Source organism: Neisseria canis (assembly GCF_900636765.1).
GTDB lineage: Bacteria > Pseudomonadota > Gammaproteobacteria > Burkholderiales > Neisseriaceae > Neisseria > Neisseria canis.
In genome coordinates this window covers 688,013-714,247 of the sequence record NZ_LR134313.1, presented here as the reverse complement: position 1 = coordinate 714,247, position 26,235 = coordinate 688,013, and the positions used below count along the sequence as shown (strand labels likewise).

The following is a 26,235-nucleotide window of genomic DNA, read 5'->3' as shown; positions in this document are numbered from 1 at the left end:
CCGATATAACGAAATAAAGGCGGATGCCGGTTTTATTTGATTTCGGGTAAATTAACGCGGCTGTAAAAGCTGCCGTTGATTTGGGTAACATTCAGATGATACATGCGGTAAGCATGAAACAAAGCCGCATCGGGTTTATCGGGCCGGTGCCAGAATTCAGACAGGCTTTGTTGGGAAGTCAGCCCGGGAATATCGTAATGCGCCCGGCCGATCACTTTAACCGGCATATTGTGAACCAGCGCTGAAATGCCGCTTGTGCTGTTGAGCGTAACCATTCCGGCGCCATGGCGCAAAAACACCGGCAGCGGCACGTCGTGTACATAATGGATACGCATGCGCAATTGGGGATATTTGTCCAGAAACAAATCAATGTCTTGCTGGTAATCGATAAATCCACGGTCCATAGGATGGTGTTTGACAATCAACACCTTATCAAACGGCGCGTGCGCTGCGAAAGATTCCAACACATACAAGAGAAATTCACGCACGCTGGCAAAATCACTGTGCACATGGATTTGGCTGTCGTTGAACACTTGCAGCGGCAACACGAAAAAGCGTCCGAACTTGCCGTTTTCTACTTGCCGGGCGAAATTATGGTCGTTCAAGATATAGTTGAAGCGCTTGATGCCGGAAAGAGTCCACAGCTTTACATAATGCCGCAGCTTATCAATGCGGTGGTGCTTATAATCAGGATATTTACTCTGCCCCAAACTGGCGGCCAGATAATAACGAACCGCCAGCTTCGCCCTCGGCCAAAAGCCGTCCGGCACGGGCTTGGGTGCAGCATATTCTTGCTGTTTCAGACAGGCATAAGCATCCAAAAAGAATTGCTTTTGACGCGGCAACTCGGAATAAGCATTCACGCCATGCTCTTCCAGCGTAACAAAATGCGGGCGGAAATAGCCCTCTTCAAACGCCCAAAAACTGATATTGCCTAATTCTTCACATACTTGTTTGGCAATCCGATGATACGGACGCGTGTCGCCAAAACAAACCACCGCCTGAATGCCGTTGGCCTTCAAAAAATCTTCCAACATGGATTGGAACGCTTCATAACGCCCTTGATAATTATGGGTATTGCCGACCGATAAGGGGTAAAAAACCTGGTCTCCGTGATTGAAGTTAAATTTGAATACCGCCGCCCCTTGCTGCTCCAGCCACTGTGCCAAGTTACGGAAAAACGGGCCGATCGGGCCTTGCAGCAAAAGAATTTGCTTGTGTCTGGCAAGATTCTCTAAATTAGAGGGAATGGTTTGGGCTTGCATTATGTTTTAAGTTTTTTTCAAAATATTAGAAACAACTTCTAACTTTATTGATTTTTTAATTTCTAAAATATCTAGCAAATCAACTTATTTTTCCGTAGCCATGTGGACAAATAGTTCATATCACGCGCTTTTTCTTCCAACAAATAACTTATTATCGGCATTTTCCGCCTGACACCGGCTACAATAGTTTTTCGGTTACATAGGTTTTTAATCTTAAGAAAAATGTAGTACAGACTAAAACCTTTTAAATAAGTTCGATTGGTTCCATATCACAAACAACTGATTTCTACTGAGGAGTTGATACAACTTGCTGCCTTATACCCAAAAATTTATTGGTTAATAGGTTCTTAAAAATGACAACAAAATGAATTATACCCCTATAAACCAAATGCCTGTCTGAAAATCCGTTTCAGACAGGCATTTGGTTAAAAATATCAAAAAACTTATTGTGCCGGCACATAATCGCTGATGCTTACCGTTTCCCCGTTTTTCAGCTGAATCACAGAAGCAGGTGCATCGGTTTGCCTAGGTACAACAGACATGTTTTCCGCTTCAACATTCTCTGTCGCAACCGCCGGTTCGGCACCCGGCGCATCATCTGTTACCAAATCGTCAATATCGATTTCCTCGCCGGCCTGCGGCGGAGCAATGCCGAGCTGCTTGGCGCGCATACTCATATACACGTCGCGCACTGCGGCATATTTGTCGATGGCCGCCTCATCCAGGCTGGCGGTGAGGTCGAGGTATTGTTCGCGCTGGTTTACCGCATTCAGCGCCTTTTCACCGATACGCACGCCGGTATCTTTGAAAATATAGTTATCCACCGGCAAAGCCGCTGTGGTGATGGTGCTGCCGAGTGCGTCGCGCACGGTGCTGGGGCCGGTAAGCGGATAAACGAAATAGTTGCTGTTTTTCCAACCCCAAGAAGCAAACGTATCGCCCAATGTGTTTTTATTGTTCGGCACCCCGCCTGCTCCGGCAACATCAATCAAACCGCCCACACCGAACGTGGTGTTGACGCCCACGCGCACCAAATCTTCGCTGGCGCGCTTGATGTCCAAGCGCAAAACGTTGCTGCCGAAACTCGCCACATCGCGCAGGTTATTGAAAAAGTTGCTTACACCGGTGCGTACGGGCTTGGGCGTAACCGCGCGGTAGCCTTTTGCTACAGGTGTCATCACATAGCGGTCGGCCACGTCGTTCACTTTAAACATGAAGCGGTTATAACCTTCGTAAGGGTCGTGTGGATTGTGTTCGGCCGATGCGGGGGCACTGAGTGCAAGCAGTAAGCTGGCCAGAACTGCGGTTTGGTGCTTGTTCATACGCGTATCCATTCTTGAATTTCGTAAAGCTCGGCAAGTGAGGCGACAGATTCGGGGATGCTGCGGATAGCGGGTTTGGGCTCGCGCCGAACTGCGCTCAGCAGCAGCGACAAGCATGCGGAATCGGCGCGGGTAACGCCCGATAAATCAAGGGTGTCGACCTTCGGTGATGTACATGCCTGTCTGAATTGCCGGTAGGTAGCGGCAGTTACCGTGGTTACGGTTACTTCGCCGCTCAGCAGCAATACGTTTTCACGGATTTCGGTGTTCATCATTATTTGCTGTTTTTGGCTTTCAAATCGGCAATCAGGCCGTCGATACCTTTGGCTTTGATGGTTTCGCCAAACTGGCCGCGGTACACGGTTACCAGGCTGGCGCCTTCAATAGCCACGTTATACGCGCGGTATTTGCCGCCGCTTTGGTAGGTGGTGAAATCCATATTCACGGTTTTGCCGCCGGCCGGGGTAATTTGGGCGCGCACCACCACTTCTTTGCCGCCTTTGTTGACGGTTGGATTGGGCGCCACGTTTACTTTGGCATTTTTATATTGCAGCATGGTGCCGGAATAGGTGCGGATGAGCAGCGTTTTAAACTCATCGGTCAGGGCTTTTTGTTGCGCGGGGCTGGCGCTGCGCCACGGATTGCCGATGGCCAGCGCTGTCATGCGTTGGAAATCGAAATGGGGCATCGCATAGTTTTCCGCCTGTTTGCGTATGGCTGCGTTGTTGCTGCCGTTGGCCTTGCTGAGAATGCTCAACACTTGATCTGCGCTTGACTGCACTTGGCTAACCGCCTGCTGCGGTGTGGCAAATGCCATACTGATGCTCATCACGCCTATGCCCAATGCTGAGAGGATGGCCGTTTTTTTCATTTATGTATTCCTTATATTTGGATTGGTTTTGTGAAGTTTAATGGCGGCTTTATTCTGTTGTGCCGCTTGCCGCAGGGCTGCCGCCGGGTGAAGACTCGGCATTTTTCTCGGCAAAACTGGTCATAAATTTGCCGATCAGGTTTTCCAATACCATAGCCGAGCTGGTTAAAGTGATGGTGTCGCCCGCAGCAAGCTCTTCAATATCGCCGCCCTGCGTGAGGCCGATATATTGCTCGCCCAGCAGGCCGGAAGTGAGGATTTGTGCGCTCACGTCGCTGCTGAACTGGTATTGCTTATATAAATCCAGGGTCACTTGCGCATGGTAGGTTTTCGGGTCGAGCCGGATGTCGCCCACTCGCCCCACCAGCACCCCGGACGCTTTAACCGGGGCTTTGACTTTCAAGCCGCCGATGTCGGAAAAATTGGCATACACGGTATAGGTTTGCCCGCTTGAGCTGCCCAATGCCCCGCCGCCTGCCACTCGGAAAGACAAAAAGGCGATGGCGGCAATGCCGATTACGGCAAACAAGCCGACCCAGAGTTCTAAAGTGCTTCTTTTCATAGTGTTATCCGGTAAACATAAAGGCGGTTAAGATAAAATCAATGGCCAAAACGGTGAGTGCGGAAGAAACCACCGTGCGCGTGCTGGCGCGTAAAATGCCTTCCGATGTGGGTTTGGCGTGAAAGCCTTGATAAACGGCAATCAGGGTAACGGCCACACCGAAAAACACCGATTTGATCAAACCGTTAAGCACATCGTAGCTGAACGAAATATTGTTTTGCATCTGCGACCAGAAAATGCCGCTGTCCAGCCCCAGCCACTGTACGCCGATGATATACGAGCCGTAAATCCCCGCCACATTGAAAATCGAAGCCAAAAGCGGCATGGAAAGTACGCCGGCCCAAAAGCGCGGTGCCACCACGCGCGACACGGGGTCAACCGCCATCACATTCATCGCTTCGAGCTGCTCGGTGGTTTTCATCAAACCGATTTCGCTGGTCATGGCGCCGCCCGCGCTGCTGGCAAACAGTATGGCGGCCAACACGGGCCCCAGCTCGCGCAGCAGGGAAGCGGCCACCATAAAGCCCAAAACATCTGCCGATTTGAATTTGGCAAGCTGGGTATAGCCCTGCAAGCCGAGCACCATGCCGACAAACAGGCCGGACACGGCCACAATCAGCATCGACAAAACGCCGGCGAAATAAATCTGGCGCAGGCTCAGGCGCGGCCGCATAACGGCCGAACCGGAAGCGCCGATTATCCTGAAAAAAAACAGAATCTGGCTGCCGAGGATTTGCAGAAAGTTTAAAACTTTGGCGCCGATAAATTGGAAAAAGCTCATAGGGTTTTCATATTGTGTTTTTCAGATTCAGACAGGCATTCATGATGCCTGTCTGAAAGGGCCGGTATTCCGGTTATACCTGTAAATCCTGCTGCAGGGTGGTTTCTGCGGGATAACGGAAGCTCACCGGCCCGTTGGGCTTGCCGCCGATAAACTGCTGCACCCACGGCGAATCCATTGTGTGGATTTCTTCGGGCGAACCGGAAAACATCACTTCGCCGTGCGCCAGAAAAATCACTTGGTTCACAATGGCAAACGATTGCGCCACATCGTGCGACACCATCACGCTGGTAGAGCGCAGCGCCGTGTTGATGCGGCTGATTAATAAAGCGATCACGCCCAGCGAAATCGGATCCAAGCCGGTAAACGGTTCGTCATAAAGCATTAATTCCGGGTCGAGCGCAATGGTACGCGCCAAGGCCACCCGCCTGGCCATGCCGCCCGACAATTCCGACGGCATTAAATGTTCGACACCGCGCAGCCCCACAGCGTTCAATTTTAAAATCACCAAATCCCGAATCACGTCTTCCGGCAGCTCGGTTAATTCGCGCATCGGGAAGGCAATATTGTCGAACACGGATAAATCGGTAAACAGCGCGCCGTGTTGAAACAAAACGCCCATGCGGCGGCGGTGTTCATACAGTTCGGACGCAGAAAGCGCGGCCAAATCGCGCCCTTCCACCAAAACCTGCCCTTTTTGCGGATGAATCTGCCCGGTAATCAGGCGCATCAGCGTGGTTTTGCCGCTGCCCGAACCGCCCATGATGGCGGCGAAATTACCCCGCTCAATGCTGAAATTAACATTGTTCAAAATGGGGCGGTCGCCGTAGGCAAAGGCCACGTCTTTCATTTCGATAAAGGGCTGGGTCATTGCTGGAATGCTTGTTTATTTAGATTCAAATGTTTGTATTTTAATGGGTTTGGCTGCTTGTAGCAATGTTTCAGGCAGGCATAGCGCTTAGATACATTAATGTATGTTTAATGCTTTGTTTCATTTGCGGAATATAAGCCACAATGCCTGTCTGAAAACCTATGTTTCAGACAGGCATCAACGCAAGCGCGTGCCGCTCGCCCAATCCACTATGCGGCTCGGTGTTTTGGCGCCGCCGCAGCGCCCGCCGACAACGGCAACCTGCCGCCCGAATTGCCTCCGCACTTCACGCTCGGTTTTGCAGGGCCGCTTGCCCGCTTTGTTGCACGAAGTGGAAACCAGCGGGGTGCGCAAAGCGCGGCATAATGCGCGTGCGCCTTGATGCGCCGGCACCCGAACGGCCAGCTTGCTGCGGCCCTTGCCGCGTAACATAACGGGGGCTTTGGATGAAACGGGCAAAAGGTAAGTGAGCGGCGCGGGCCAAGCGGCAGCAATGCCTTGCTGTTCTTTTTCAGACAGGCCTTTCAACAAAGGCAGCAAGCGGAGCAAACCGTCGCCGATTACAATCATGCCTTTATGCTGCGGCCGCTTTTTGAGGCGCACTAATTTTTGCAGCGCACGCACGTTCTGCGGCAGGCAGCCCAAGCCGTAGCATGATTCGGTGGGATAGGCGACCAGGCCGCCGCGTTTCAGACGGCTGGACAAACGGCGGGAAAACGGTGCGGAAAACGGGCGCGGCATAAGATATTGAAGGATTGGGAAAAGGCAAGATTGTACACGAATCGGCAAAGTTTATTGCACCGGCTTCGGCATAACCATGCCTGTCTGAAAAAACCGGTGCGCTCTTTTCAGACAGGCATTCCGCAACAGCGGGGTTATTTTCTCAACGCCAAAACCAGCACGCCCGCCGTAATCAAACCGATGCCCAACCATTCCTGCGCGCTCGGACGTTCTTTTAAAAACAGCACCGCCATCACGGTTACCAACACGATGCTGAATTTATCCACCGGCGCCACTTTCGAAGCCTCGCCCAGCTGCAAAGCCTTGAAATAAGCCAGCCACGAAGCGCCCGTTGCCAAACCCGACAGAATCAGAAATGCCCAGTTTTTCCCGCTGAATCCTTCCACACCCTGCCATTTGCCCGTATAAGTGAGAAACAGCGCCAGCGCGGCGATAATCACCAGCGTTCGGATAAAGGTTGCAAAGTCCGAATCAATCCCCTGCAAACCCACTTTGGCAAACACCGCCGTGAGCGCGGCAAAAAAAGCGGAAGCCAGCGCCCAATAAAACCAAGAGCCCGTAACCATTAAGCAGCCTTCTCAATCTCAATAAGAAAAACCAGTTCGGCTATAATATGTGCAATTTCAGCCTAACCCAAACAGGAGCCGATATGAGCCACCGATCCGATGCAGAAATCGCCCGCAAAACCGCGATGCAACCCATCCAAACCATAGCTGCCAAACTCGGTCTCTCTGCCGATCAACTTGAACAATACGGCAAATACAAAGCCAAAATCAACCCCGCCGATGCGTTTGCCCTGCCCAAAAAACAAGGCCGCCTGATTCTGGTTACCGCCATCAACCCCACACCCGCAGGCGAGGGTAAAACCACCGTAACCATCGGTTTGGCCGATGCGTTGAACCAAATCGGCAAAAACGCTGCGGTGGCCATGCGCGAACCTTCGCTCGGCCCTGTTTTCGGCATCAAAGGCGGCGCAGCAGGCGGCGGCTATGCCCAAGTTTTGCCGATGGAAGACATCAACCTGCACTTTACCGGCGACTTTCACGCTATCGGCGCGGCAAACAACCTGCTGGCCGCCATGCTGGATAACCACATTTACCAAGGAAATCAATTAAATATCAACCCCAAGCGCGTGTTATGGCGCCGCGCCGTCGATATAAACGACCGCCAACTGCGTAACATTATCAGCGGCTTGGGCAAGCCCACAGACGGCGTGATGCGCCCCGACGGCTTTGATATTACCGTTGCATCCGAAGTGATGGCCGTGTTTTGCCTGGCAAAAGACTTGACCGACCTCAAAACACGTTTAGGCAATATACTGGTCGCATACAGCCACGACGGGCAGCCGGTTTACGCCCGCGACTTAAAAGCCCACGGCGCAATGGCCGCCTTGTTGAAAGACGCCATCAAACCCAACCTGGTGCAAACCATAGAAGGCACGCCCGCATTCGTACACGGCGGCCCGTTTGCCAACATTGCCCACGGCTGCAACTCCGTAACCGCCACGCTTTTGGCTCAACATTTGAGCGACTACGCCGTAACCGAAGCCGGCTTCGGTGCCGACTTGGGCGCAGAAAAATTCTGCGACATCAAATGCCGATTGGCCGGCCTCAAGCCGGATGCAGCCGTTATCGTGGCTACTGTTCGCGCACTCAAATATAACGGCGGCGTAGCAAAGCCCGATTTAAACCGCGAAAATCCGGAAGCTCTGCAAAAAGGTTTGCCCAATTTGTTGAAACATATCGACAACCTTAAAAACGTGTTCGGCCTGCCTATTGTGGTTGCCCTCAACCGATTTGTGTCCGACACCAATCAAGAATTGGATTTAATCAAGCAAGCCTGTGCAGAGCACGGCGTAGAAGTGTCCTTAACCGAGGTGTGGGAAAAAGGCGGGAAAGGCGGTATTGATTTGGCCGAAAAAGTATTGGCCGCCATCGAACAACAGCCCAACCGCTTCTCTTTTGCTTACGATGAACAGGCAAGCATTCCCGAAAAAATCCGTACCATCGCTCAAAAGGTTTACGGTACGGAAGACGTAGATTTCAGCGCGGAAGCCATGGCTGAAATCCAATCATTGGAAAAACTCGGCTTGGATAAAATGCCTGTCTGCATGGCCAAAACGCAATATTCATTAAGCGATAACGCCAAGCTCTTAGGCCGCCCCAACGGCTTTCGGATAACCGTTCGCGGCATTACCTTATCAGCCGGCGCCGGCTTTATCGTCGCCTTATGCGGAAACATGATGAAAATGCCCGGGCTTCCCGCTTCCCCGGCGGCAGAAAGAATTGATGTGAACGATGAAGGCATCATCACAGGGTTGTTCTAATACAGTTTTTATATAATTTTTATATAATAAAGATATTTCATAACAATCGAATGTCCTTTAGATTCGAATTTCAAGTGCAACACTCAGGCAGTAGAGGTTGGAACAGATTCAAGAATAAAACACTTGGCGTTTCATAGCCAAGTGTTTTTCTTGGCCTATGGTTCAGCTCATCTTGAACCCTGCGTATTTCCCGCTCACTAATGTTGCGGAAATCGGTTTGTTTGGGGAAATATTGGCGGATGAGTCCGTTGGTATTTTCATTCAGTCCTTTTTCCCAAGAACGGTAGGGGCGGCAAAAATAGGTTTCCGCCTCCAATGCTTGGGCTATTCGGATGTGTCGGTAGAATTCTTTGCCGTTATCCATGGTAATGGTATGTACCCTGTTTTTATGCGCCTTCAATACCTTGATGACGGCGTTGGCAGTGTCTTTGGCTTTGAAGTTCTTTAACTTGCAGATGATGGTGTAGCGGGTAACCCGCTCGACCAAGGTCAGTAATGCGCTTTTCTGATCTTTGCCGACGACGGTGTCGGCTTCCCAATCGCCGATGCGGGATTTTTGGTCGACGATGGCGGGTCGGTTTTCAATGCCGACGCGGTCGGGTACTTTGCCTCTGCTCCATGTACTGCCGTAGCGTTTACGGTAGGATTTGCCGGCTATTCTGAGATGCTGCCGCAAAGTGCCGCCGTTGCTTTTGTCTTGACGCAGATAGCGGTAAATGGTGCTGTGGTGGAGTGTGATTTGGTGGTGTTTGTGCAAATAGGCGCACACTTGTTCGGGACTGAGTTTGAGTCGGATGAGGGTGTCGATGTGTTGAATCAGCCGGGAATGGAGCTTATAGGGTTTTCGCTTACGCTGTTTGGTAAGCCGGCTTTGCTGTTGGGCTTTTTCGGCACTGTATTGCTGCCCTTGTGGGCAGTGCCGTTTGATTTCGCGGCTGATGGTGCTTTTGTGGCGGTTAAGCAGTTTGGCGATTTCGCTGATGCTGTGGTGGCGGGACAGGTATTGGATGTGGTATCGTTCGTCTTGGGTCAGTTGTGTGTAGCTCATGGCAATCTTTCTTGCAGGAAAGGCCGTATGCTACCGCATACCGGCCTTTTTCTGTTATGGAAAGTTGCACTTCAAATCCGAATCCGCCCCTGTCTGAAATATTCAGACAGGCATTTTGATTTTTAAATCCTTCTGGCCAACGCTTCGGCTTTGCCCACATACAGTGCAGGTGTTAAAGCCAGCAGCTGCTGTTTGGCATCGGCAGGGATGTCCAGCGATTCGACAAACACTTTCAGCACTTCGGGCGTGATGCCGTCTTTGCCGCGGGTAAGGTCTTTCAGTTTTTCATACGGATTGGCCACGCCGTAGCGGCGCATCACGGTTTGAATCGGTTCGGCCAAGAGTTCCCAAGTGGCGTCCAAGTCGGCGGCTAGGGCGGCGGGGTTGGCTTCCAGTTTGTTCAGGCCGCGCAGGTGGGCGGTCAAGCCCAGTACGGTGTAGCCTGCGCCCACGCCCATGTTGCGCAGCACGGTGCTGTCGGTGAGGTCGCGCTGCCAGCGGGAAACGGGCAGTTTTTCCGAAAGGAAACCCAACACGGCGTTGGCCATGCCCAAGTTGCCTTCGGAGTTTTCAAAGTCGATGGGGTTGACTTTGTGCGGCATGGTGGAGCTGCCTACTTCGCCCGCTTTGACTTTTTGTTTGAAGTAGCCGAGGGAGATGTAGCCCCATACGTCGCGGTTGAAGTCGATTAAGATGGTGTTGATGCGGCTGAGGGTTTGGAAGAACTCGGCCATGTAGTCGTGCGGCTCGATTTGGATGGTGTAGGGGTTGAAGGTGAGGCCCAATGCCTGCTCGACGAATGTTTGACAGTGTGCTTCCCAATCCACATCGGGGTAGGCGACCATGTGGGCGTTGTAGTTGCCGACCGCGCCGTTGATTTTGCCTAAAAATTCTTGTGCGGTAAGCTGTTTGATTTGGCGTTGCAGGCGGTAAACGACGTTGGCGACTTCTTTGCCCAAGGTGGAAGGTGTGGCGGGTTGGCCGTGGGTGCGGCTCATCATCGGCACGGCGGCCAAGTCGTGCGCCATTTCGGTGAGTTTGGCGGTGATTTCGGCCAGCTTCGGCAGCAACACGGCTTCGCGTGCTTCTTGCAGCATCAGGGCGTGGGAAAGGTTGTTGATGTCTTCGCTGGTGCAGGCGAAGTGGATGAATTCGCTGGCGGCGGCAACTTCGGGCACGCCTGAAAAACGCTCTTTCAACCAGTATTCGATGGCTTTTACGTCGTGGTTGGTGGTGGCTTCGATGGCTTTCACGGCGGCGGCATCTTCCAGTGAAAATTCGGCGATAACGCGGTCGATTTCGGCAATGGTGAAGTCGCTGAATGCGGGCACTTCGGTGATTTTGGGTTCGGCGGCCAGAGCTTTGAGCCAGTTGAGTTCAACTTTGACACGGGCTTTCATCAGGCCGTATTCGGAGAAGATGGGGCGCAGGGCTTCTACGGATTGGGCGTAGCGGCCGTCGAGCGGGGAAAGGGCGGAAATGGGGTTGATCATGTTGGGTTCCTATCTGTTTCGGATTGAGCTAGGGCAAATCAGCCTCGGAGAAAGGCAGGCTTCACGGTAATACGCTGTAAAGCGGATAATTATACCTCAAGCAACGGCATCTCATGGCACGCTTTCGGCAGGCCGCTAATGCACAAACAGAGCCTTCGCCCAAGCCAGGCTTTCGCGTATCAGTTTACGGGTATACTGCCAATCAGGCTCGCGGCAACCTGCGCCGGAGTAGGATTGGATGTTTTTCCGAGGCCACTGCTTGGCCGCCAGCCATTCGGCGCGGGCCAAATGAAAACCGTCGCTTACCAGCACAATCCTGTCTTTGCCGCTCAGCAAAGGTGTGCTGAACGCGATATTTTCATAAGTGCTTTCCGAGCGGTTTTCCAACCGGATATGGGCGGCGGGCACGCCCAATGACAAAGCAATATCACGCATGGCTTCGGCTTCGTTGCTGCCATCGCTATCGGTGCCGCCCGACATCAGCAACATAGGCGCTTTGTCGGCATAATAAAGCGACACACCGGCTTCTACGCGCGAACGCAGGCAGGGGTTGGGCGAACCGTTGCGGTTAACCGCATTGCCCAACACCATAATGGCATCGGCAGACGCAATGGTCTGCACCGTGCGTTTTTTAGCCTCTTCTGCCAGATGGTAAATGTAGTAAACAATGGCACCCCATGCCAGTGCACCGGCAAACACGATTAACAGCATAATTCGAAACGGCCAGTTTTGGTCGTTGTAAGGCCGGCAAGGTTGCTTGTTGGAAGAAGGGGATGAAAACATGATTTTTGCATATCAACAGTATTGGCGGGTTAAATGCCTGTCTGAAACAGGCAGCAAGTTTTCAGACAGGCATCATCGGGTTGCCGCGGTACAGCCCGCATTATCATTTCAGATTGATTTGCGCTTCCGGCGCTTTGCTGCTCAAGCTCTGGGCAATTTTCGCCAGCTCTATAAATTCTTCGCGCAAGCCGTAAGGATCGGGTTTTGCTGCGCCTTGGGCAAGCCGGACGATGCTGCCCCAATCCATATTGCCGTTATACTCGCCGCCGCGCAATGCCTGCCCGTAAGCGGCTACAGCCAATGCAAACCGGGTATTGTCTGAAGCCTGTGTTAGCGGCTTGCTTTTAACCGCCACCGGCTGGCTGAGCAAAATGCTTTTCTCTTGGCCGGGGAGTTTATAGCGCAAGTTCACATAGGCGTATTCGTTTTTGCCGCCGGCCGTTTGAGCCGGCTTTTGATAGCGCGATTCATTCAGCCAGCCTTGTTTACCCGCCGGAATAATTTCATACAGCGCGGTCACGCTGTGGCCGGCTCCGATGTCGCCCGCATCCACTTTATCGTTATTGAAGTCTTCCTGTTTCAACAGGCGGTTTTCATATCCGATCAAGCGGTATTCTTTTACGGTAGCCGGATTGAATTCAACTTGGATTTTCACGTCTTGCGCAACGGTGGCCAGCGTGGAGGAAAGCTGGCGCTGCAATACTTTTTGGGCTTCTTTCCGGTTATCGATGTAACTGTAATTTCCGTCGCCCGCGTCGGCCAGCTGCTCCATCAGATTTTCATTGTAATTGCCTTCGCCAAAACCCAATGTGGTTAGCGATATGCCGCTTTTGCGCTTTTCCGCAACCATGCTTTTGAGCGTTTCAAAATCGGTGATGCCCACATTAAAATCGCCGTCGGTTGCCAGCAGAATGCGGTTGATGCCGTTTTTCACCAACGCTTTTTCCGCTTCTTTATACGCCATTTGAATCGCCGCTTCGCCTGCGGTTGCTCCTCCTGCACTAAGCTCGTTAACAGCGCGCAAAATGGTTTCTTTGTGTTTGCCCGAAGTGGGCGGCAACACCAGCTTTTCACCGCTGGCATAGGTAATCAGGGTAACTTTGTCCTGCTCGCGCAATTGTTCGGTTAACAGGCGCAGGGTTTGCTTCACCAACGGCAGTTTGTTTTCGCTATCCATGCTGCCCGACACATCTACTAAAAACACCAAATTGGCCGGCGGAAGCGCTTTCACCGCCAAATCTTTTGCTTGAATGCCGATTTTGATGATTTTGGCATCTTTCTGCCAAGGGGAATCAACGGTTTCGGTGTGCACGGCAAAAGGTTTGCCGCCTTCCGGCAGCGGGTAATGGTAGTCGAAATAATTAACCATTTCCTCAATGCGTACCGCATCTTTCGGCGGCAACCTGCCCGAATTGCTCAGAAAACGGCGGACGTTGGCATAGCTACCGGTATCCACATCAATGCTGAAAGTGGAAACCGGTGTTTGCGCCACGGCATGTACGGGATTGGTGTCGATTTTGCCGTAACGCTCGGTATTTTCGCGCGGCCTGGGCATTTCCACCGCAGCTTTGACAGGCCCACTCATGGCTATGCTCATCTCAGCGGGCTGCATCATAGGAGAGCGTTCAGCTGATTTTGTATCGGAAGAGGACGGTAAAGACTGGTTGCACGCGCTTAAAAAAGCGACAGCCACGGAAACGGCAATGAAAGACCGACAAAACCGCAGGAACATATTATTTTCCTCAGATAAACCGATTAACGAATATTGCAATTAACTTTTTGAATTCAAGATAAATTATTGCACCACACTATCCAACCACGCAAGCGCGTATGCCACCGCCTGCGCGCGGATTTCATCGCGGCCGCCTTCAAACTTCACACATTTTGCTTCCACACTTTCAGCCGATGCCAAACCGAACCATACTGTGCCCACTGGTTTTTCCGCGCTGCCGCCGGTTGGCCCGGCAATGCCCGAAATGCTTAAAGCAAAATCAGCATCCGCAGCCTTGAGCGCACCCGCGGCCATCTCTTCAACCGTTTGCCTGCTTACGGCTCCATATTGAGCCAAGGTTTCCTCACGCACCCCCAGCAGCTTGTGTTTGGCTTCGTTGCTGTAAGTAACAAAACCTGTTTCAAACCAGGTAGAGCTGCCGCTCAGGCGCGTTAACTCGCCCGCCAGCAATCCACCGGTACACGATTCGGCACAAGTAACGGTAAGCTGTTTGGCCGACAATTTTGCGGTTAGGCTGTTTAATACATTCATGGCTCTTCCATTGGATTGTTTCAGACAGGCATAACGGGTTTATCATAGCCATGGGCTTCTTGCCCGCCATTATGGTTCATCAAACGGTATTGCACGCGGATAAAGGCATCCAGCACAGCTTGCTGCACTTCCAGCCGCTTCGACACCGGTGAAGCAAAGCGTACCACCAAATTATAAACTTTATCATCGAAAGGCACCCGGCTGATTCGGGGGTGGGCAGCCGGCGTGATAAACAGTTTTTCGAGCTGCACTTCTTCGAGATATTTCTCAATCACTTTAATATAAGGTGCACACTTTTTCTGCAACACATCCTCTAAAACCGGCACAATCTTATCCGAATCCAAGTGAATCGGCACGGAAATTTCAAAAGTATGCACCACAAAAGAACCGAGCACATTATCCCGCTGAACCGAATACGAAAGCAGAAGACTGTTGGGAAAAGAAATCGTTTTGCCCGAAAGCTGGCCGATGAGTTGGTTCGGGCCGATCTGCATCATCAAAGTGTTGAAAAGGTTGATGTCCACCACGCGCCCGCGCAGCCCGTTCACTTCAATATAATCGCCTACCGAATATTGCTTGGTCATTGAGCGCAACAGACTGCCGGAAAGGCACATAATCAGCTCTTTGGTTGCCAACACAATGGCGGCGGCCACCGCAAACATGGAAAGCGCCAAGGTTTGAATCTGTGCCGCCCAGATAATCGCCAACCCGAAAATCACCATAATCAGCGTGATGTTGCGGCTGGCCACCACCCAACGGCGTTTGTCTTCAATTTCCATGGTCGGATGGCTGCGGAAATGCGTCTGCAAAATTACCGTGCGCAGGAGCAAAATGCCGATTACCATCAGCACCGACTCAATGATTTCGGCTTTTACCGGCCCGTTGTGAAGATAATAATTAATGGTTTCCCACATGATTGCGCTATTCCGTTTGTGATTTGCAAGGCCTGTCTGAAAAGATAATTATGTTTGAAATTCAGAATATTAAGTGCTTATTATAGCGAATAAACCGATGCACGATGCAAGCTGAATCGATTCTTCCTTTTCCGGCTGCATGTATTGTCATATTCATGATAGAGGATAGAAAAATGCCTGTCTGAAAACCGCTTTCAAACAGGCATTACGTCCATGACCGTTCACCGGTTAGCCAACCATTTTATTCACAGCTTGATTTACCTGTTCTGTGGTTGATCGCGCCGTGTGAAATCAGCAATTGCTGCATTTCCTTATGGCCGCGCGTACAGGCGTAAGATAGTGCGCTTTGATTATACGAACCTGCCGATTTATCGGTTTGGGTGGTTACCAGATTCGGGTTTGCGCCCAAAGAAAGCAGATATTTTACGGTGTCGATGCGGTTATTGCTGGCGGCAACCATAATCAGGGTTTCTCCGTCGCTCTCAACGGTTTGGTCATTCAAATCGGTTTTGTCTTTCAGCTTGGCATACACTTTTTTCACAATATTGGTGTTCTTGCCCAAAACTGCCGATTTCAACACATTATAAACATCGCCGCGGTCGGTGGCATTTAAGTCTGCACCGCGCCCAATCAGATAATCCACCATATCTTCGTAGCCGATAAAGGCTGCCCAGCCCAAAGCGGTTTGCCCTAAGCTGGCTTCATCTTTGGCTTCCAAATTCTGGCCGTTTTCGACCATTTTTTTCACAGCGGCCAAATCACCGCGTTTTACCGCATCAAACCACGCCGCATCGGGGCCTTCGGAAGGTTTTTCATAGAAAATGCGCCAAGAAAGCTTTTGGGGATTGGCGATATCCTGCATTTCTTCCAAGCTGAAGCGGAACCCTTTATAGCCTTGTGCAGAAGCGGCCTGTGTCGGCTCGCTTTGCGGCTTGTTGGCTGCGCTTTCACAGGCTTGCAGCCCCAAGCTCACGGCGATAAGCGCCGCAATCGAAAACGGTTTGTTAAAGTTCTTCATCGTATTATCCTTTCTATGATTCTCAATCAGTTCGGTATATTAATCTAAACGTATATCAAGCACAAACCATCAATGCCTGTCTGAAAAGTTTCAGACAGGCTTAGATTCGAATTTCAAGTGCAACACTCAGGCAGTAGAGGTTGGAACAGATTCAAGAATAAAACACTTGGCGTTTCCTAGCCAAGTGTTTTTCTTGGCCGGTGGTTCAGCTCATCTTGAACCCTGCGTATCTCCCGATGGCTGATGTTGCGGAAATCGGTTTGTTTGGGGAAATATTGGCGGATGAGTCCGTTGGTATTTTCATTCAGCCCTTTCTCCCAAGAACGGTAGGGGCGGCAAAAATAGGTTTCCGCCTCCAATGCTTGGGCTATTCGCATGTGTCGGTAGAATTCTTTGCCGTTATCCATGGTAATGGTATGGACTCTGGCTTTATGCGCCTTCAATACCCTGATGACTGCGCGGGCAGTGTCTTTGGCTTTGAAGTTCTTCAATTTGCAGATGATGGTGTAGCGGGTAACCCGCTCGACCAAGGTCAGTAATGCGCTTTTCTGATCTTTGCCGACGACGGTGTCGGCTTCCCAATCGCCGATGCGGGATTTTTGGTCGACGATGGCGGGTCGGTTTTCAATGCCGACGCGGTCGGGTACTTTTCCTCTAGTCCATGTACTGCCGTAGCGTTTACGGTAGGATTTGCTGCATATTCTGAGATGCTGCCACAAAGTGCCGCCGTTGCTTTTGTCGTCGCGCAGGTAGTTATAGACGGTGCTGTGGTGGAGCGTGATTTGGTGGTGTTTGTACAGATAGGCGCACACTTGTTCGGGACTGAGTTTGAGTCGGATGAGGGTGTCGATGTGTTGAATCAGCCGGGAATGGAGCTTATAGGGTTTTCGCTTACGCTGCTTGGTAAGCCGGCTTTGCTGTTGGGCTTTTTCGGCGTTGCATGGCTTTTTCTGTGTACTGTGCCGTCTGATTTCGCGGCTGATGGTGCTTTTGTTGCGGTTAAGCAGTTTGGCGATTTCGGTGACGGTGTGGTGGCGGGACAGGTATTGGATGCGGTATCGTTCGTCTTGGGTCAGTTGTGTGTAGCTCATGGCAATCTTTCTTGCAGGAAAGGCCGTATGCTACCGCATACCGGCCTTTTTCTGTTATGGAAAGTTGCACTTCAAATCCGAATCCGCCAGGCATTGATGGTTTAATCGGGTGTTTCGTTATCCGCCGGCTCATGCTTCGGAATGATCTTTCTATATGTATTTCAAACAGTTGGAGGGGGGTTCAGACAGGCTCCAGTTTGGCAAATTTCGTATCCAGCTCTTTAATGCCTTCTTTGCCGAAATTCACCGTCAGCCTGGCCGATTCGCCTTTATCCACCGCATCGATAATCACGCCCGTGCCAAATTTTGCATGGCGCACGTTCTGCCCGATGCGGAAACCGGAAAAATCTTTCGGCGGCGAGTAATTTGCGGTTTTGCCTGCCGATGCCTGTCTGAATGCGCTGCCGCTTGCAGCATAACCTGAAACAGCCTGTTTTTTGGGCGAAAGATAATGCAGCAGCTCTTCGGGAATTTCCTCTACAAAGCGCGAAACCACACCGAATTGTGTTTGACCGTGCAACATGCGCTGTTGGGCCATCGTGATATACAGCCGCTTTCTGGCGCGGGTAATCGCTACATACATCAAGCGCCGCTCTTCCTCCAAACCGCCCCGTTCGGCCAGGCTCAATTCGCTGGGAAAACGGCTCTCTTCCATGCCGGTGAGAAATACGGCATCAAATTCCAAGCCTTTGGCCGCATGTACGGTCATTAACTGGAGGGCATCGTCTCCTTCGCCTGCTTGGTTTTCGCCCGATTCCAGCGCAGCGTTGCTCAAAAATGCCAACACATCAAATGCCGGATTTTCCGCGCTGTTTTCCGGCAACACCTCAAAATTGCTTTCTTCCGGTTTAAACACCACAGCGGCATTGACCAGCTCGTCTAAGTTGTCCAGCCGGTCTTGGTGATCGCCTTTTTGGGTTTTGTAGTATTCAACCAAGCCGCTGTCATGAATCACTCCGCTCATAATCTCGGCAAGAGATAGCTGCCCGACTTGATTGCGCAGGTTTTCAATCAGGCGCACAAAAGCAGCTACTTTGGCGGCTTTCGCACCCATGCTGCAGGCGGCCTGCCAGAGCGAAACACCTTGCTCGGAAGCGGTAGCTTGGATATTTTCGATAGTTCGGGCACCGATACCCCGCGGCGGCATATTGATGACGCGCAATAAAGCATTGTCGTCTTCGGGATTGGCTGCCAAGCGCAAATAAGCAAGCGCATGTTTGATTTCCTGCCGCTCATAAAAGCGCAAACCGCCGTAGATTTTATAAGGGATGCCGCTGCGAAAAAGGGCTTGCTCGATAATTCGGGATTGGGCGTTGCTGCGGTAAAGAACAGCCATATCACTCAATGCCCAGCCTTCGCGTTGCAAAGACTTGGCTTCATCAATAATAAACAAAGCTTCGTCAAAATCCGTGGGTGCGGAAAAAAAGCGGATTTTGTCGCCAAGCTCGGCATCCGTGCGCAGATTTTTACCCAAGCGTTCGTCATTGTTTTCGATCACGGCATTGGCTGCGGCCAAAATATTACCGACCGAGCGGTAATTCTGCTCCAGCTTGATCGGTGCTTCTATGTCGAATTCATCCATCAGCGCATTCATGTTACCGATGTGAGCGCCGCGGAAGCGGTAGATAGATTGGTCGTCATCGCCCACTGCAAACAGTGCCGCGCTCTCACCGGCCATCAGTTTCAGCCAGGCATATTGAAGCTTGTTGGTGTCTTGAAATTCATCAATCAAAATATGGTTAAAGCGGTTTTGATAATGCCGGCGCAAGGTTTCGTTTGCCAACAGCATTTCATAGCTGCGCAACATCAATTCGGCAAAATCAACCACACCTTCGCGCCAGCATATTGTGTCGTATTCCGCGTAGCATTCAATCAGCCTACGGGTATGCGGATCTTGCGCTTCCAGAACAGAAGCGCGCAAACCGGCTTCTTTTTGCGCGTTGATGAAGCCTTGCAATGTGCGCGGCGCAATGATTTCTTCAGCGATGTTTAAAGCTTTCAGCATACGCTTAATCAGCGCCAGCTGATCGCCGCTGTCGAGAATCTGAAATGCAGCAGGTAAGCCGGCATCGCGGTAGTGCAAGCGTAAAAACCGGTGGCAAAGGCCGTGAAATGTTCCCAACCACATCGCTCGCACATTGATCGGCAGCATGGCGCCCAAACGCATTTGCATTTCTTTAGCGGCTTTATTGGTAAACGTAACCGCCATAATGCTGTGGACACTGGCTTGCCCGCTCTGCAACAGCCATGCGATGCGGGTGGTCAACACCCGGGTTTTCCCGCTACCGGCGCCTGCAAGCACCAGCGCAGATTGTGGCGGCCATGTTACTGCGGCAAGCTGCTCCGGATTCAAGCCTTGTAAAAAGGAAGACGAAGGGGATTCTGGAAACATTGTGTTGTACTTTTAGGTAAGCTTTATCGCTTTAAAAACTGATACATAAACTTTATTCCGCTACGGCATTACTGCCTTATATCAAAAATAAGCTTCTTTGCTATAGGTGAATTCTTACAACCCTGTTTAATCAAGCTGCAACTTTTCAGACAGGCATTACGGCTGGCTCGTCCAATAACAAGCATTTTATACCCGACGTTTGGTAAAGCGGAATCATGGGTTATTACTACGGAAAGGTTCCGATTGCACTTCGATATGCCGTGTATCCTGCCAAGCAGCTAAGCATTTTTCATAATCAGCCAGAGGTATTTTAACGGTTAAGCGGCAATCCAGCGCCAAATCTTGACGGATAACCTCGGCATTATTCGCTTTGGCTATCCTGATCGCTTCACTCAAGTGCGGATAATCACAAATAATCCATGCCGTTTTTTCGATATTCTTCTCGATAATTTCGGCTTGGCACAATGCTTCAGCCGCAGCATGCTTATATGCATTAATCAAACCGGGCACGCCCAGTAATGTGCCGCCGAAATAGCGCACCACCACGATCAGCACATCGGTTACGCCAAAAGAATCTATCTGCCCCAAAATCGGCCTGCCCGCGCTGCCAGAAGGCTCTCCGTCATCGTTTGCCCTAAACTGCAAACCTTCCGTACCAAGGCGGTAAGCATAGCACCAATGGCGTGCTTTATGATGCTCTTGCCGCAATTCATCCACATGCGTTTTGATTTTATCTGCTGTGTCAACAGGGTAGGCAAATGCAATAAATCGGCTGCCTTTATCTTTAAATTCGCCAACCACCGGAGCTGCAATCGTTTTATAAGTGCCTATCATAACCATCTGTTTACCGAAATTTCTACCCAACCTTGAGCAAGCCGGGTTTTGTTTTTCAGACAGGCATTGATTTTAAAACCTGCCGCACATTTTGCAAAAACTCATCAACATGGGCTTCTTGGGTGTCAAAGCTGCACATCAAACGTATCGTGCCTTCATTATCCCAATCATAAAAAGCATAATGTTGGCGTAATTTATCCGCCGCACCATATGGCAGCTTGGCAAAAACCGCATTGGATTCCACTGCCTGGCAAATCTCTATGCCTTCAATCTTCCTCAAACCGGCAGCCAAGCGCAAAGCCATTGTGTTTGCTTGCTCGGCAGACCGAAGCCACAAATCGTTTTCCAACAAAGCGATAAATTGAGCCGACAAAAAGCGCATTTTTGAAGCCAACTGCAAGTTTAGTTTACGCAGATATTTCAAAGCATCTGCCTTTATGGCTTCAGGATTACACACAACAATACATTCGCCAAACATCAAACCGTTTTTTGTACCGCCAAAAGAGAGTATATCCACACCTGCATCGGTGGTTATTTCCCGCAAAGAAACGCCTAAATACGCCGCCGCATTTGCCAAGCGGGCACCATCCATATGCAGCGTCATACCCAATTTGTGTACATGACGGGAAATTGCTCTAATTTCTTCTACCGCATAACAAGTTCCGAGCTCTGTAGTTTGTGTAATGCTTGTTACCAAAGGTTGCGCGCGATGTTCAAATCCGTAGCCCCATGCCTGAGTATCAATCAATCGGGGAGACAATTTGCCGCATGGCGACGCAACTGTCCACAATTTAAAACCACCCACCGATTGGGGCGCAGTGCTTTCATCTGCATGAATGTGTGCATTCTCCGCACAAATCACACCACCCCAACGCGGCAGTAAAGCCTGCAATGCCAAAACATTCGCGCCGGTGCCGCTCCAAACCGGCCATGCTTCAGCCCGCTCTCCAAAATGTTGTTGGATAACGACTTGCAGGTATTCGGTATAAACATCACCACCATAAGCACCCACATGACCACCGTTTGCAACAGCAAGCGCTTGCATTATTTCAGGATGCACACCCGAATAGTTATCAGAAGCAAATGAAATTTTGTCGGGATGGTGCAGTGCTTTCATAGCCAAGCCTTTAAACTTTATTAATCCACTTTTTCCGTTACAAAATTAGCTTTAAGGGTAAACAAATTGCAGGTTGAAAAACAACCTGCAATTTGCTTTATGTTTCACGTGAAACACAATCAGTTTTTAAGCGCCGAAGTCAACTCGGGCACTATGCTGAACAAATCGCCAACCAAAGCAAAATCAGCTACATTGAAAATCGGTGCATCGGGATCTTTGTTGATAGCCACAACCACCTTGCTGTCTTGCATACCGGCAATATGCTGAATCGCTCCGGAAATACCTACTGCAATATACAACTCAGGCGCCACCACTTTGCCTGTTTGCCCAACTTGGTAATCATTAGGGGCATACTCGGCATCCACAGCCGCTCTTGAAGCGCCGATTGCTGCGCCTAAAGCATCCGCCAAAGGAGTGAGTAGGGCATTGAATTGCTCCGAGCTGCCTAATGCACGGCCTCCGGACACAATTACCCGGGCTTGCGTTAGCTCAGGGCGGTCAGATTGAGTAAGTTCGCGGTTTACAAAACGGCTTAAGTTTTGCGCAGGTGTAACGCTCACTTTTTCAATGACCGCGCTGTTACCTTCGGCCTGAGCGGCTTCAAATGCAGCCGCACGGAAAGTCAGCACCAGCTTTGGCTCTTCACTGCTTACTGTAACAAAAGCATTACCCGCATAAATAGGGCGGACAAACGTTTTACCATCAACAATTTCTGTTAAATCAGATACTTGTGAACAATCAAGTAAAGCCGCAACCCGAGGCATCAAGTTTTTTCCAAAGGCGGTAGCCGTGGCGCCGATATAACGGTAATCGGCAGCTAAAGAAATCACCAGAGGGGCTAATTCTTCAGCTAAAAATTCGGCATAATGAGGCGCTTCCGCTAATAAAACTTTCGCCACTCCGGCCACTTTTGCTGCTTGTTGGGCAACCGGTTCGGCATGTTCTCCAACCACCAACACATGCACATCGCCCAGCTTGGCAGCAGCAGAAACAGCGTGCAGAGTAGCTGGATTTAAGGTTTGGTTATTATGCTCGGCAATTACTAATACTGTCATTTCTTGCTCCTTAAATCGCTTTTACCGCGCGCAGTTTTTCTACCAGTTCGGCAACATTGGCCACTTTTTCACCGGCTTGGCGCTGCTTCGGCTCTGCATAGCGCTGCGCATTTAAGCGGGCTTCAATATTCACACCCAAGCTCTCTGGGGATAATTTTTCAAGAGGTTTCTTTTTCGCCTGCATCAGGTTGGGCAACTTCACAAAGCGCGGCTCATTCAAACGCAAATCGGCGCTAATCACAGCAGGCAGCTTTAAGGCTACAGTTTCCAAGCCGCCGTCAATTTCCCGGGTTACCAACACTTCGCTGCCTTCCAACACCACTTTGCTGGCAAACGTGCCTTGGGGCGCATTTAACAAAGCAGCCAGCATCTGCGCAGTTTGGTTGGCATCATCATCAATCGCCTGCTTTCCCAGCAGCAAAAGCTGCGGCTGCTCTTTTTCGGCTACTGCTTTTAATAGTTTGGCCACAGCCAGAGGCTCCAGCACGGCATCGGTTTCCACATGCACCGCACGGTCTGCACCCATTGCCAACGCTGTACGCAAAGTATCTTCGCATTTCTTTTCACCCAAAGAAACCGCCACGATTTCGCTGATTTTGCCGGCTTCTTTCAAACGCACGGCTTCTTCTACAGCAATTTCGTCAAAAGGGTTCATCGACATTTTCACATTGCCGATATCCACATCCGAACCATCTGTTTTTACACGCACTTTCACGTTGTAATCAACAACGCGCTTTACTGCAACCAATGCTTTCATGATTTTCCTTATCGTATCTTTTCCGCTTCCAATTCAAGAGGCTATGCCTGTCTGAAAACAAATTGATGAATCTGTATTAGGTAGTGTTTGTGCTTGAACCCGACACCATAAATAACAAGATAATCCAACCGGATTAACCCTCAACTGCTCGGTTTCAGACAGGCATTATGCTTTAAGCCTGTTATATTCAGACAGGCATTCCTGCCATAACCTGAAAGTATCTTCCACTTTCGGCAACTGTCCGATACCGCCGATATTTTTCGCATATGCAGAGGTTTGAACGCCGGTTTTGACCGGATCCGAATCGGTATAAATACCAACCAGCGGCTTATCCAAAGCATTAGCCAAATGCAGCAGCCCGGTATCTACGCCAATCACGCTTTTTGCACCGTTCAACAACCATGCTGCCTGCAATAAATTCAATTTGTTACATGCCACAGCAAAAGGCAACTTGGCAGCAAACAGTTCGGCTCTAAGCTTTTCCGTTTCATTGCCCCACGGCAAATAAATCGTGCTGCCGTCATATTTATGCAGCTCTTCCAAAAAAGCCGACCAATATTCGTTAGGCCATAATTTGCTGTCGCGACTGGTTGCATGAAGGGCAACGTGATAATTTTCAGACAGGCCTTGCAAGCTTCCGGCCTCCGGCACCACCAGGCCAAAACGCATTTCCTGCGGCAGCTTGTAATCAAAAGCCTGTGCAAATAGTAAACGGTTACGCAATACCGCATCTTGGCCTTTGCGCACATAATAAGTTTTGTTATATGCCAAAGCAGCCCAACCTTCGCGCGCGCTGTATCTATCCAAGCCTTGAGTGGGCGCATTTGCCATTTTTGCAAACAATGCACTTTTAAATAAACCCTGGCTGTCTAGCACAAAATCATAATGCTCGCGCCACAGGGTTTTGCGCAACTGATTCATTGCCCGCCATGTCCCGCTTTCATTCAGATGCTTACGCCAATGCCGCCATTCCAAAGTATGAACTTGCTTCACAAAAGGATGCAAACGGGCAATATCCGAAAACGCCGCTTCACACAACCAATGCAGTTCCACATCCGGCAGCATACGCGACAAATCTTCAATTGCAGGCAAAGTGTGAATCAAATCGCCCATGCTGGACAAACGAACAAGCAATACCTTCATTTCCAACACTCCTCAACCTTGCATCACAATGCCTGTCTGAAAAACTTCAAGCACCTTTTGTTTCACGTGAAACACTATCAAACATTTGATTTTAAATATTTTTCCACTGCTTCAGCATTTTCCAATACCACAGCACCTTGAGCTCTCATTTCCTGCCAGGCAGCTTCTATGGTTTCCGGCGCAATACCTCTGCAAGCAGCCTCGTTTACGATTACGCGCCATTTGCCGCCTTTGAGCAACTGCAAAACCGTGGTTTTCACACAATAATCGGTAGCCAATCCGCCCACAATCACAGTTTGCGCATTTTTTAAAGCCAACCATTCGATTAAACCTGTGCTCAACCGCTCTTCAATATCATGAAAACATGCGCCGTAAGGGTGAAGCTGCGGGTCAACGCCTTTCCACACACAATAGTCATAACCGCTCAAATCCGGCAGGCCGTCAAGCAGCTCGAAACCTTCGGTACCCACCATAGCATGAGCCACCCAAGTTAAATCAGCATTTTTCAAACCTGTGGGTTTCAACATATCCACAGAATTATCCACAAGCCATCGGGCAGCCGGGCTGTGGGCATCTTTGGTCATCACCCGCAAATCGGCCAATGCGGCTTGCGCGTTTAATTCATCCGCAATTTTATCGCCTTCTGCCACAGGAAGCTCTTGCGGGCAAAGCGGCGTAAAGGTTTTCTGCGCATCCACATCAATCGAAACAATCATCTGCTGCCCCGCCAAACCGTTGAAACCCGCACATTATAACAAAAGCAGCCGCACCCCGTGCTACAATTCCACAAACTTTTCAACAAACTTATCCACATGCAGTACACCATAGAAACCATCGGCACCGTTTGCTCGCCCTACAAACAAAAATTCGGCATTGCCCGCCAACCCGGCTTGGTACCTGCCGCGGAAATCTGCATTTCGCTGGATAAGCGTTTTCAGGCCGATTGCGTGCGCGGCTTGGAAACGTTTGATTATATTTGGGTACATTTTATTTTTCACGGCGTGCTCGGCGAAGGTTGGGCGCCATTGGTTCGCCCGCCGCGCCTCGGCGGTAAGCAGAAAAAAGGGGTTTTTGCCACCCGCAGCCCGCACCGGCCGAACCATTTGGGCTTATCCCTACTCAAACTCGAACGCATCACCACCGATTCAGGTGTCAAATTATGGTGCAGCGGCGCCGATTTGCTCGACGAAACACCGGTTATCGACATCAAGCCTTACATTCCTTTCGTTGAAGCCAAACCCAACGCCGCCGCCGGTTTTATCGACGGCGCACCGCCGCAGCTGGATATTCTTTGGCACGAAGCAAGCGGCCGGCAGCATCTTACCGAAGCGTTTGCCTCGCTGATCAGCCAAAGCATCGCGCAAGACCCGCGCCCGGCTTATCAAAACATTCCCGAGCGCGTATATGTGATGAACGTGGGAGATTGCGAAGTGAAGTTTCAAATTGATGAAAACAGGGCATTGATACTGTCGGTATTGCCGATGCCTGTCTGAAAAGCCCGATCCGGCAATATTTTCAGACAGCATCGGAGTAAAAACCCGCTGGAAATTCCCCGATTTGCCCTTATTTATCCATTCGTTACCCAACA

The 26,235-nt window shown here is 50.5% G+C and carries 25 protein-coding genes and 1 pseudogene; 2 read left to right on the top strand and 24 right to left on the bottom strand.

Annotation, left to right across the window (positions count from 1 at the left end):
• Positions 1–32: 32 nt before the first annotated feature.
• The 9 genes from EL143_RS03480 to EL143_RS03440 form a co-directional block, all read right to left on the bottom strand.
• Positions 33–1,265 (bottom strand): capsule biosynthesis protein, encoded by a 1,233-nt coding sequence (locus EL143_RS03480; RefSeq protein ID WP_085417164.1) that lies wholly within the window; start codon positions 1,263–1,265, stop codon positions 33–35.
• A gap of 443 nt (positions 1,266–1,708) precedes the next feature.
• Positions 1,709–2,587 carry an MlaA family lipoprotein gene (locus EL143_RS03475; RefSeq protein ID WP_085417165.1) on the bottom strand — a complete coding sequence of 293 codons (879 nt, stop codon included), beginning with the start codon at positions 2,585–2,587 and terminating at the stop codon, positions 1,709–1,711.
• Entirely contained in the window at positions 2,584–2,859 is a 276-nt protein-coding gene (locus tag EL143_RS03470) for an STAS domain-containing protein (protein WP_085417166.1), read from the bottom strand. The genes EL143_RS03475 and EL143_RS03470 overlap by 4 nt, the downstream gene beginning before the upstream one ends.
• Positions 2,860–2,861: 2 nt before the next feature.
• Positions 2,862–3,458: an MlaC/ttg2D family ABC transporter substrate-binding protein gene (locus tag EL143_RS03465; protein ID WP_085417167.1), complete on the bottom strand. Its 597-nt coding sequence runs from the start codon at positions 3,456–3,458 to the stop codon at positions 2,862–2,864.
• Positions 3,459–3,507: 49 nt separating this feature from the next.
• On the bottom strand, positions 3,508–4,020 hold the full coding sequence (gene mlaD, locus EL143_RS03460) for an outer membrane lipid asymmetry maintenance protein MlaD (protein ID WP_085417168.1): 513 nt from the start codon (positions 4,018–4,020) through the stop codon (positions 3,508–3,510).
• A gap of 4 nt (positions 4,021–4,024) precedes the next feature.
• Positions 4,025–4,801, bottom strand: a complete 777-nt coding sequence (mlaE, locus tag EL143_RS03455) for a lipid asymmetry maintenance ABC transporter permease subunit MlaE (RefSeq protein ID WP_085417169.1) — start codon at positions 4,799–4,801, stop codon at positions 4,025–4,027.
• A 73-nt stretch (positions 4,802–4,874) separates the two neighbouring features.
• Complete coding sequence (locus EL143_RS03450) at positions 4,875–5,672, bottom strand: ABC transporter ATP-binding protein (protein ID WP_085417170.1); 798 nt, start codon at positions 5,670–5,672, stop codon at positions 4,875–4,877.
• A 177-nt stretch (positions 5,673–5,849) separates the two neighbouring features.
• Entirely contained in the window at positions 5,850–6,413 is a 564-nt protein-coding gene (locus EL143_RS03445) for an L-threonylcarbamoyladenylate synthase (RefSeq protein ID WP_085417171.1), read from the bottom strand.
• A gap of 134 nt (positions 6,414–6,547) precedes the next feature.
• A complete protein-coding gene (locus tag EL143_RS03440) occupies positions 6,548–6,979 on the bottom strand; it encodes an EamA family transporter (protein WP_085417172.1) in 432 nt (143 codons plus the stop codon).
• A gap of 83 nt (positions 6,980–7,062) precedes the next feature.
• Between EL143_RS03440 and EL143_RS03435 the strand changes: the two genes are divergently transcribed.
• Complete coding sequence (locus tag EL143_RS03435) at positions 7,063–8,739, top strand: formate--tetrahydrofolate ligase (RefSeq protein ID WP_085417173.1); 1,677 nt, start codon at positions 7,063–7,065, stop codon at positions 8,737–8,739.
• A gap of 70 nt (positions 8,740–8,809) precedes the next feature.
• Here the strand turns inward: EL143_RS03435 and EL143_RS03430 are convergent, their stop codons facing one another.
• The 15 genes and pseudogenes from EL143_RS03430 to EL143_RS03355 form a co-directional block, all read right to left on the bottom strand.
• A complete protein-coding gene (locus EL143_RS03430) occupies positions 8,810–9,787 on the bottom strand; it encodes an IS30 family transposase (RefSeq protein WP_126326548.1) in 978 nt (325 codons plus the stop codon).
• A 122-nt stretch (positions 9,788–9,909) separates the two neighbouring features.
• A complete protein-coding gene (gene purB, locus EL143_RS03425) occupies positions 9,910–11,280 on the bottom strand; it encodes an adenylosuccinate lyase (protein WP_085416105.1) in 1,371 nt (456 codons plus the stop codon).
• 135 nt (positions 11,281–11,415) lie between these two features.
• Positions 11,416–12,063 (bottom strand): YdcF family protein, encoded by a 648-nt coding sequence (locus tag EL143_RS03420; protein ID WP_232001334.1) that lies wholly within the window; start codon positions 12,061–12,063, stop codon positions 11,416–11,418.
• Positions 12,064–12,166: 103 nt separating this feature from the next.
• Positions 12,167–13,660 (bottom strand): vWA domain-containing protein, encoded by a 1,494-nt coding sequence (locus EL143_RS03415; RefSeq protein ID WP_372338564.1) that lies wholly within the window; start codon positions 13,658–13,660, stop codon positions 12,167–12,169.
• Positions 13,661–13,858: 198 nt separating this feature from the next.
• A complete protein-coding gene (pncC, locus tag EL143_RS03410; RefSeq protein ID WP_085416103.1) occupies positions 13,859–14,326 on the bottom strand; it encodes a nicotinamide-nucleotide amidase in 468 nt (155 codons plus the stop codon).
• Positions 14,327–14,346: 20 nt separating this feature from the next.
• A complete protein-coding gene (locus EL143_RS03405; RefSeq protein ID WP_085416102.1) occupies positions 14,347–15,240 on the bottom strand; it encodes a mechanosensitive ion channel family protein in 894 nt (297 codons plus the stop codon).
• A gap of 241 nt (positions 15,241–15,481) precedes the next feature.
• Positions 15,482–16,258 carry an ankyrin repeat domain-containing protein gene (locus tag EL143_RS03400; RefSeq protein ID WP_126326546.1) on the bottom strand — a complete coding sequence of 259 codons (777 nt, stop codon included), beginning with the start codon at positions 16,256–16,258 and terminating at the stop codon, positions 15,482–15,484.
• Positions 16,259–16,437: 179 nt separating this feature from the next.
• Positions 16,438–17,349 (bottom strand): annotated as a pseudogene (locus EL143_RS03390) (IS30 family transposase); the annotation flags it as partial.
• Positions 17,350–17,530: 181 nt separating this feature from the next.
• A complete protein-coding gene (locus tag EL143_RS03385; RefSeq protein ID WP_085416099.1) occupies positions 17,531–19,741 on the bottom strand; it encodes a UvrD-helicase domain-containing protein in 2,211 nt (736 codons plus the stop codon).
• Positions 19,742–19,954: 213 nt separating this feature from the next.
• Complete coding sequence (locus tag EL143_RS03380; protein WP_085416097.1) at positions 19,955–20,575, bottom strand: IMPACT family protein; 621 nt, start codon at positions 20,573–20,575, stop codon at positions 19,955–19,957.
• A 55-nt stretch (positions 20,576–20,630) separates the two neighbouring features.
• Positions 20,631–21,692, bottom strand: coding sequence for a threonine aldolase family protein (locus tag EL143_RS03375; RefSeq protein WP_085416096.1), 1,062 nt, complete (start codon positions 21,690–21,692; stop codon positions 20,631–20,633).
• A gap of 119 nt (positions 21,693–21,811) precedes the next feature.
• Entirely contained in the window at positions 21,812–22,747 is a 936-nt protein-coding gene (locus EL143_RS03370; protein ID WP_085416095.1) for an electron transfer flavoprotein subunit alpha/FixB family protein, read from the bottom strand.
• A gap of 10 nt (positions 22,748–22,757) precedes the next feature.
• Complete coding sequence (locus tag EL143_RS03365) at positions 22,758–23,504, bottom strand: electron transfer flavoprotein subunit beta/FixA family protein (protein WP_085416094.1); 747 nt, start codon at positions 23,502–23,504, stop codon at positions 22,758–22,760.
• Between the two features lie 165 nt (positions 23,505–23,669).
• Positions 23,670–24,647: a lipopolysaccharide heptosyltransferase I gene (gene waaC, locus EL143_RS03360; RefSeq protein ID WP_085416093.1), complete on the bottom strand. Its 978-nt coding sequence runs from the start codon at positions 24,645–24,647 to the stop codon at positions 23,670–23,672.
• Between the two features lie 77 nt (positions 24,648–24,724).
• Positions 24,725–25,363: a nicotinamidase gene (locus EL143_RS03355; RefSeq protein WP_085416092.1), complete on the bottom strand. Its 639-nt coding sequence runs from the start codon at positions 25,361–25,363 to the stop codon at positions 24,725–24,727.
• Between the two features lie 96 nt (positions 25,364–25,459).
• On the opposite strand from EL143_RS03355, the gene tsaA reads away from it, so the two are divergent.
• The gene (gene tsaA / locus EL143_RS03350) at positions 25,460–26,140 is read left to right on the top strand and encodes a tRNA (N6-threonylcarbamoyladenosine(37)-N6)-methyltransferase TrmO (protein WP_085416091.1); all 681 of its coding nucleotides are present in this window, start codon (positions 25,460–25,462) and stop codon (positions 26,138–26,140) included.
• Positions 26,141–26,235: the final 95 nt, after the last annotated feature.

Excerpts from the sequence above, each read along its gene's own strand:
- EL143_RS03415 (WP_372338564.1), bottom strand. The coding sequence starts at position 13,660 with ATGAGCATAGCCATGAGTGGGCCTGTCAAAGCTGCGGTGGAAATGCCC.
- EL143_RS03365 (WP_085416094.1), bottom strand. The coding sequence starts at position 23,504 with ATGAAAGCATTGGTTGCAGTAAAGCGCGTTGTTGATTACAACGTGAAA.
- EL143_RS03440 (WP_085417172.1), bottom strand. The coding sequence starts at position 6,979 with ATGGTTACGGGCTCTTGGTTTTATTGGGCGCTGGCTTCCGCTTTTTTT.
- EL143_RS03465 (WP_085417167.1), bottom strand. The coding sequence starts at position 3,458 with ATGAAAAAAACGGCCATCCTCTCAGCATTGGGCATAGGCGTGATGAGC.
- tsaA (WP_085416091.1), top strand. The coding sequence starts at position 25,460 with ATGCAGTACACCATAGAAACCATCGGCACCGTTTGCTCGCCCTACAAA.
- EL143_RS03435 (WP_085417173.1), top strand. The coding sequence starts at position 7,063 with ATGAGCCACCGATCCGATGCAGAAATCGCCCGCAAAACCGCGATGCAA.
- EL143_RS03470 (WP_085417166.1), bottom strand. The coding sequence starts at position 2,859 with ATGAACACCGAAATCCGTGAAAACGTATTGCTGCTGAGCGGCGAAGTA.
- EL143_RS03445 (WP_085417171.1), bottom strand. The coding sequence starts at position 6,413 with ATGCCGCGCCCGTTTTCCGCACCGTTTTCCCGCCGTTTGTCCAGCCGT.
- mlaD (WP_085417168.1), bottom strand. The coding sequence starts at position 4,020 with ATGAAAAGAAGCACTTTAGAACTCTGGGTCGGCTTGTTTGCCGTAATC.
- EL143_RS03380 (WP_085416097.1), bottom strand. The coding sequence starts at position 20,575 with ATGATAGGCACTTATAAAACGATTGCAGCTCCGGTGGTTGGCGAATTT.
- EL143_RS03400 (WP_126326546.1), bottom strand. The coding sequence starts at position 16,258 with ATGAAGAACTTTAACAAACCGTTTTCGATTGCGGCGCTTATCGCCGTG.
- EL143_RS03480 (WP_085417164.1), bottom strand. The coding sequence starts at position 1,265 with ATGCAAGCCCAAACCATTCCCTCTAATTTAGAGAATCTTGCCAGACAC.
- EL143_RS03355 (WP_085416092.1), bottom strand. The coding sequence starts at position 25,363 with ATGATTGTTTCGATTGATGTGGATGCGCAGAAAACCTTTACGCCGCTT.
- purB (WP_085416105.1), bottom strand. The coding sequence starts at position 11,280 with ATGATCAACCCCATTTCCGCCCTTTCCCCGCTCGACGGCCGCTACGCC.
- EL143_RS03420 (WP_232001334.1), bottom strand. The coding sequence starts at position 12,063 with ATGTTTTCATCCCCTTCTTCCAACAAGCAACCTTGCCGGCCTTACAAC.
- EL143_RS03475 (WP_085417165.1), bottom strand. The coding sequence starts at position 2,587 with ATGAACAAGCACCAAACCGCAGTTCTGGCCAGCTTACTGCTTGCACTC.
- EL143_RS03430 (WP_126326548.1), bottom strand. The coding sequence starts at position 9,787 with ATGAGCTACACACAACTGACCCAAGACGAACGATACCACATCCAATAC.
- waaC (WP_085416093.1), bottom strand. The coding sequence starts at position 24,647 with ATGAAGGTATTGCTTGTTCGTTTGTCCAGCATGGGCGATTTGATTCAC.
- pncC (WP_085416103.1), bottom strand. The coding sequence starts at position 14,326 with ATGAATGTATTAAACAGCCTAACCGCAAAATTGTCGGCCAAACAGCTT.
- EL143_RS03450 (WP_085417170.1), bottom strand. The coding sequence starts at position 5,672 with ATGACCCAGCCCTTTATCGAAATGAAAGACGTGGCCTTTGCCTACGGC.
- mlaE (WP_085417169.1), bottom strand. The coding sequence starts at position 4,801 with ATGAGCTTTTTCCAATTTATCGGCGCCAAAGTTTTAAACTTTCTGCAA.
- EL143_RS03405 (WP_085416102.1), bottom strand. The coding sequence starts at position 15,240 with ATGTGGGAAACCATTAATTATTATCTTCACAACGGGCCGGTAAAAGCC.
- EL143_RS03370 (WP_085416095.1), bottom strand. The coding sequence starts at position 22,747 with ATGACAGTATTAGTAATTGCCGAGCATAATAACCAAACCTTAAATCCA.
- EL143_RS03375 (WP_085416096.1), bottom strand. The coding sequence starts at position 21,692 with ATGAAAGCACTGCACCATCCCGACAAAATTTCATTTGCTTCTGATAAC.
- EL143_RS03385 (WP_085416099.1), bottom strand. The coding sequence starts at position 19,741 with ATGTTTCCAGAATCCCCTTCGTCTTCCTTTTTACAAGGCTTGAATCCG.